The sequence below is a fragment of the Desulfovibrio piger ATCC 29098 genome (assembly GCF_000156375.1).
GTDB classification, from domain to species: Bacteria; Desulfobacterota; Desulfovibrionia; order Desulfovibrionales; family Desulfovibrionaceae; genus Desulfovibrio; species Desulfovibrio piger.
This window is the reverse complement of record NZ_DS996351.1, coordinates 91,808-98,278: the sequence shown is the minus strand read 5'-3', so window position 1 is coordinate 98,278 and position 6,471 is coordinate 91,808. Positions and strand designations below refer to the sequence as shown.

Annotated in this window: 9 protein-coding genes; all 9 read left to right on the top strand. The window is 56.7% G+C overall.

Annotated features, from left to right (window positions below; translation table 11 throughout):
* Positions 1-57 precede the first annotated feature (57 nt).
* A complete protein-coding gene (locus DESPIG_RS00425) occupies positions 58-513 on the top strand; it encodes a hypothetical protein (RefSeq protein WP_006003652.1) in 456 nt (151 codons plus the stop codon).
* Between the two features lie 9 nt (positions 514-522).
* Positions 523-888, top strand: coding sequence for a hypothetical protein (locus DESPIG_RS00420; protein ID WP_006003650.1), 366 nt, complete (start codon positions 523-525; stop codon positions 886-888).
* A complete protein-coding gene (locus tag DESPIG_RS00415; RefSeq protein ID WP_006003649.1) occupies positions 888-1,841 on the top strand; it encodes a hypothetical protein in 954 nt (317 codons plus the stop codon). Before DESPIG_RS00420 ends, DESPIG_RS00415 begins: the two co-directional genes overlap by 1 nt.
* Complete coding sequence (locus DESPIG_RS00410) at positions 1,834-3,186, top strand: hypothetical protein (protein WP_006003647.1); 1,353 nt, start codon at positions 1,834-1,836, stop codon at positions 3,184-3,186. Before DESPIG_RS00415 ends, DESPIG_RS00410 begins: the two co-directional genes overlap by 8 nt.
* 3 nt (positions 3,187-3,189) lie before the next feature.
* Complete coding sequence (locus tag DESPIG_RS13480) at positions 3,190-3,948, top strand: hypothetical protein (protein ID WP_006003645.1); 759 nt, start codon at positions 3,190-3,192, stop codon at positions 3,946-3,948.
* Positions 3,905-4,651, top strand: coding sequence for a hypothetical protein (locus tag DESPIG_RS00405; protein WP_147589205.1), 747 nt, complete (start codon positions 3,905-3,907; stop codon positions 4,649-4,651). Before DESPIG_RS13480 ends, DESPIG_RS00405 begins: the two co-directional genes overlap by 44 nt.
* 2 nt (positions 4,652-4,653) lie before the next feature.
* A complete protein-coding gene (locus tag DESPIG_RS00400; RefSeq protein WP_006003641.1) occupies positions 4,654-5,439 on the top strand; it encodes a hypothetical protein in 786 nt (261 codons plus the stop codon).
* 9 nt (positions 5,440-5,448) lie between these two features.
* On the top strand, positions 5,449-5,685 hold the full coding sequence (locus tag DESPIG_RS13475; RefSeq protein ID WP_006003639.1) for a hypothetical protein: 237 nt from the start codon (positions 5,449-5,451) through the stop codon (positions 5,683-5,685).
* Between the two features lie 191 nt (positions 5,686-5,876).
* On the top strand, positions 5,877-6,471 hold a 595-nt coding region (locus DESPIG_RS13035; protein ID WP_006003636.1), incomplete at its 3' end, for a Crp/Fnr family transcriptional regulator.

Sequence of the window (6,471 nt, the reverse complement as noted above, 5' to 3'; positions counted from 1 at the left end):
GGCAGACCTTCAGCTCGCCCAATATTTAGCAACGTGAATCCACCCACCGAGGCTGCCATGTCTGCTAAATTTTCCATCCAGGACAAAACCACTCCTCTGCGCGGCGTCTTTTCCATGCGGGTCATCGATCGTTCCGGAATGGTCATCCGTGAGTACCGTGATCATAACATGATCGTGAACTCGGCCCGGGAAGCCCTTGCCAAACTGGTGAGCGAAGGCGACCCGTCGAAATGCATCAGCCGCTTTGCCGTAGGTATCAATGACGAGCCTCCCACACCAACAGATACCATCATCACAGGCATGTACCGCAATGCCATCGTGGCCCACGAATTTCCGGAACCAGGCGTCGTGAAGTTCAAGTGGCAGCTTGGCTACGAAGAGGCCAATGGCATGAACATCGTGGAATACGGCCTGCTGTGCGAGGACGACAGCCTGTTCGCAAGAAAGACGCGCGAAGCCATCTACAAGGCGAGCGACATCGCCTTCGACGGCGAGTGGTCCATCATCTTTTAGGAGGCCCGGATGGACGTCCTCAAAGAGTCGCCGATCTGGGTAACCCCGGTCTACGCCATCGAACGTACCGACCCCTTGATGGGGGGAGAATTCGGTATCAACAACGTGCAGGCCAGGCAGTTGGCATGGCGTACCCAATACTTGCGTGCCCTTCTGGCCATGGACCACCAACCGGACGGCTCTCATCTGCTTTGTGAACATCACGTCGCACGCCTGGCGGCCATCGCGGAAAGCAAGTTGCGCCTCTCAGTTCCCACCAGCCGGATACGCGTAGAGATCGACAAACTGAGATCATCCTGTCGAGCATTAAACAGGGACTGGACAGCATCTCCGGAACCATGGGCACCCCTCTTAGGGCAATCTATGACGCTTTGATGATGTCCTGGGAATACGGGTACACCCGCTATGCTTTCGAATTGTTCACGGACAACTTCTCCCTGAGGGATGCTTTCCAGGATGTCAGGGTCATCGAGACCATCGCCGGAGATGATTCCATTGACCTGGAAACCACGGGCACCATCGCGTCCGGCGAATCCTACCTCATCATCGACCGCAAAACCGGCGCGCAGCAGCAGGTAACCATCAAAGAGATTCTTACCGGGCGGCGTGTCCTGCTGCATGAGATCATGCAGTTCTCCACCAATGATACAGCCGTGCTCTCCAAAAGCTCGTGGGAATACGTTGGCAACAAGGCCGAAGCCAGTGCCGGTGCCACATACATGACCGTGATGACGAAGCTGCTGGACGATATCGAACAGGGGCGCCTCATCATCAGCCATACGGAAGACGTCCGCTTCACGGTCGAGTACCACAGTGAGAACGACAGCCCGACCGACTGGACGGAGGTTCCCTGCACCCGGACCTACACGGATGACGTTAGTGGCAATTACCGCTCCATCTACGACGTCCCGGGTGGTCGCATGGCATTCCGTATCACAGCCCTTGGAGATACGGACGTCGACCATATCGTGCTCATGTCTTCGACCACCGGTGTACTGCCCAGTACGGTACGTACCCCCAAGGTGATCGCTGCGGACTTCAAGCTCGAACGCTTCGGTGCCCTGTATGATGCAAAACATGCGGGCACGGAGATCCAGCTGGCCGCGGACAACTACTTCGCTGATGCCGTTGAGACGGTGACGCTCCCCGCCTCTGGCGATGTCGCGCCTGTCTGGAATCTGAAGGACGCCGTGCTTGCCGCGCATCCCATGAACCCCGGAGAGTCCGTCTGGTGGCGCGCACGCTACCGCGCCGACGACGGCAACGTGTCCCTCTGGTCGGAAAGCGCACAGTACGGCCAGGTGGCCGTGGAGGATAACGATGCCTGAGCCGCAAGTTTCATTCACCCTTCCCTGTGAACCTGTCTGGGAAGAGCACATCCACCAGCTTGCCATCACGGACAGGGTGCTGGGCTATGATCCCGTAACCGGCAAGGACGGCCCTTCGAACATCCAGTGGTTCCAGCTTGGCAACCGTACGCTCTACTTGAAGAAGTTCCTGGAGACCGGCCACAGTTCCGACGGGCATCACTCCCTGACGGACAAGGACTTCAAGCCAGGCATCAACATTCCGGAGAACCGTCTCGCGCTGGATTACGGCACAAAAGAGCTGTACGAAGCCATCGGCAAAGCCCTGCTCACCGCAGACGAACTCCGCAGCCGCGCCGATTTGATGCAGGACGTAAGCCTGTCCTTTTCCGGGGCCATGATACGACTTATCCCGCTGAGCCAGGAATACTCCGGCAGCCGCAGCGCATACGAGCTGTTCACCGACAGCGTGACCTCCATGAACTTCGCATCGACAAAGCTGCTCAGTGAGATCGACGGCGACGAATCCCTGGACGTGGAAAGCACGGAAGGTCTTGAAGTCGGCAAGTCATACATCGTCTGCGACGAGGACGGCGGCAGGCCGGAAGAAGTCGTCATCATGTCCATCCTGACCGACAGGCGCATATGCTGCATGGAGCGCCTGCACGTCACGCGCGCCAGCGGCCTTTTCGCGGCGACCAATCTGCTGTCGGATCCGGACGGCCTGACCGGCGCCATAGCCAACGGCGATTTCACCTACATCTCGAAAGAACTGGATGTGCTGGCCGATGCTTCTTCCGGGAAGCTCATCGTCTGCCGCGACAGCGGTGACGTGACGGTAACAGCGGAATACCGCCTGGCGGGCAGTTCAGTATGGCGTACCGCCGAAGCCCTTCCTGGCCGAGAGTACTCCGACGGGACAGTGGACGACAACTTCTCCCTGCCTCAGGGAACGATGACCATCCGCCTCCGTTACACGAACGGTACGTACCCGTTCCGGGTGCATTACATCATCGTGCGCCCCGTGGTGGCCGTGACCTGGGTCGAGGACGTGAAGCAGCCGGAGATCCTTTCCGCCTCGCGCCGCGACGGGACAATAACCATTAAGGGAAGTAATTACGGAACTCTATATGGAATCCCTATGGAATCCATGGAAATCGATGTATCCACATCTGAATACATGGGCGATGACGATTACAATACCATAATCCCGTCGGAAGACGTGAAAAACGGGAACATCACCATTTCCCTTCCTCCGGAGCTGGCGGACACGCCGATCCTGTACCTGCGCATCCGGCATACCGACGCAGAAGGCAGTGTCTCCCGCTGGTCGGACATCTTCACCCACATGGATACCACGGTGTAGCTCATGGCAGAGATTCGAGAAAAAGCCCGCTGGGTGGACGAAGTCTATCGCATCCAGAAGACCGACCCCATCCTTGGCGGTGAGGACGGCGTCATCAACGTACACCCGACGCAAATAACCAACCGCACCGCGTTCCTGAAACAAAGTGCCGAGGCTGAACACACCGAAGGCGGGCGCCATCAGGTGACCAATGACATGGTGGCGGATGACGCGGCCATCGATGAAGGCAAACTGCTTTTCGAGGTTCCCCTGAAGACGGTGTCGTCCGCCCTAGAAGGCGCGCAGGACGAGATATCCGCGCTCCAGAAAGAAGTCGTCGATGTCATCGGTGACGACGGCATCCTCATCCATGGCCTGACGAAGACGGTCCTTCTCGACTGGAAGTATGCGGACTTCGGTTTCGAGTTCGAGATGTGGACAGGTGACCTCATCATGCGGGACATCGAAAACCGCACGGTCACCTGTGCTGTTGCCGATGACGACAGATGTCACGGATCCGTCAGGTCTGCGTCAGGGCATGCGTCTGCTTATCTCCGACGGAATCAATGCCGAAGAAGTCGAGATCAGGGAACTCCTGGACAAGGGACGTATCATCCTCAAGAACTTGCTGAAGAACACCTACCGGACACCGGCAACGCTCGGCTATACGGACTGGGAAATATCCGAAGGCCTCGGTACCGGTGCTCCAGGGGGTGTCTATTACTCAAAGATAACGACAGTGCTGGAGCAGTCGCCTCGCGGCACGCTCGTCATCCGCCGTGACACGGGTTCCGGAGAATTGACCGTAGAATACCGCGACGGACGCATCTCAGGAGCATGGAAAAAAGCTGAGATCAGCAAGGTGTCCATGACAGCTGATGAAGCTTGGTTCGATGAATATTACCTTGTCGACGGCGGATTCACACAGCTTCGCGTAACGGTCAGGAAGGATGCTCCGGGTGTCCGGGTGAAACATATGGCGCTGTTCTCCACCCCAGTGAAGCAGAGCGTGAGCACCATCAGGACACCAAGCATCACTAGCCCCACGGCGAACCAGCAGGTGTTCCGCGACCTTCTGAAACTCGACAACACCGGCTACTTCAACGCTTATCGCGATCCATTTGCGAAAACGGAATACCTCATCTCCGACAAGGCCACAGGCACGCCGATCACCACCTTTTCCACCGACAAGCAGACTCCTATAGACCTGATCGACCAAAGCGAACTGCCAATCAATGGTGAGTACACGGTAGCCTGCAGGCATCTGTCCGATATCGGGGAATGGTCGGCATGGTCGAAGCCCGTCGACTTCAGCCTCGTCACGATCGAGATTTTCTTCGGCTTCCTCGGTGCCCTGCGGGCGACCGGTTTCAATGACGCCAATTTCAGTACACTGGCCGCCGATCGGGTACGGTTTGGCTTCTACGGTGCGGAAAGCTCCGCCGGTTTCGGCGCCGCGCTGTTCACTTCAAAACTTGAGGATTAGTCATGCAGGCAAATGTCATCTGGGCGTCTGAAGCCCCGGAAAGCAACGTGGCCGCTCCCAGCACCGACAAGCAGAAGCAGGGCTGGATCAAGGAAATCCCGCCGCACGAGTGGTTCAACTGGTACATGAACCGTACCGATACCCGACTGACCCAGCTTGAGGAACCCTGGACAGCGAGCATTTTCACGTCCGCCGCCGGGACACGTGAGGATGTCATCCCGGCGAACGAAAAATTCCAGTTGCCTGCCAAGTATATCGTGGGAGCCGGGCAGCTACGTGTCTTCCTTGACGGTATCCTTTGCGAAGCTGGCGAGGCGAATCAGTACCTCGAAGCCGGACAGCCGGGCGAACTGTCCGACTACATCCGCTTCAACGACACCATCGACCCGTCCCACGACATCCGCGTCGAAATACCGGTGAGCGGCCTCCAGAACGCCGGCATCCTCAACGGCACCATTATCACCGTCAAGGACCTCATGCGGTTGATCGTCCAGGCTTCCATGCTTGATTACGGTCTGGGCGTCGTGACATCTCGTGAGGATTCCCTGCCGAATACCAGGCTGAAGGAATACGCGAGCGGGGACACCTATATTGTGCCTCAATATCTTGTCGGCAACAACGCCCTGCAGGTGTTTGTGGACGGCCTGCTGTGCACGCGGGGCGTCGATTACGATGAAGCGGATGGTAACGACTTTCCGGCTACGACCATCACCTGGCTCAGGACGGTCCCCGTCACGTCCACCGTTTCTGTCATCTGCCAGGATGTCCGTGCAACCATCATCCAATAGGACTTTTGTATGGCCGCATGGTCAACATCAGACATGAAAAAAGACGGACAAACCGATTGGCTTGTCCGTCTTTATGAAAAGAGCGTCAACGGGGTACGTGAGTTCGGCCTGCCTTCGGAACGTTCCCGGGGCACCATCGCTGTCCGTCTTCCGACCCTCGCCGAGCAGGCACGTACCATGCGTTACCGTGATCCGTTGCCACCAGGCAACAACGTACCCAGCGGCGTGATCGACTTCACGGATTGATTTTTACCCGTAATGCCCCTTATCATGAAAAAACTTCATATTTGACTATGAATATCCGCATGTTGCAATCTCTGGCGTTTCCGCAAAGAGTAAGGGCATCCGCAGACTTCACAAGTTTGTCGCGCCGGGTATACGATGGCAACACGGCCCCTGTGGTCCGCGCGGTTCATCCGCTGTTGAGGTAACGGTGTATGTTGATACCAGGGTTCTATTTTGCCGGTGAATTTTCCGCTTTTGACTCATATTTACGCTCACAGCCACATGTGGAAAAAATCTTTCGCAAAGGGGAGTACCTGTGGAAGCCCGGCCATCCCTACGACTGTGTTCAGTACTACGTTCAAGGGGCAACCGTGTTCTTTGCCAGCCACGAGTCCGGGCGACGCAAAATAATCAGCTTCCACGGACCAGGAACCATGTTGCCTGGCTACCACACCAACGAGTTCAAGATCGAACTGGCCCTTGTTGTAGAAGCACTGTGCAATGTACGGGTACTGGAGTTCGGAATTGCGCAGTTTGGCAGAATGTTTGCTGCCAACAGCACTCTTGCCTTGGCCGTGGTGAATCATTACGCCACATGCATGAACCGCATGCTCTTCGAGACCATACACCAAGACTTTAATACCTCCAGAGTGAAGTTATGTAACCTACTCTACCTACTCACCATGAATCAGCCCGCCAATACCGGTTTGGTCATCAAGATGACACAAGAAGACATTGCCGACATCCTCGGCATGAGCCGGGTTCAGATCACCAGGGAACTGACCTGGTTGCGCGGCCAAGGTATTC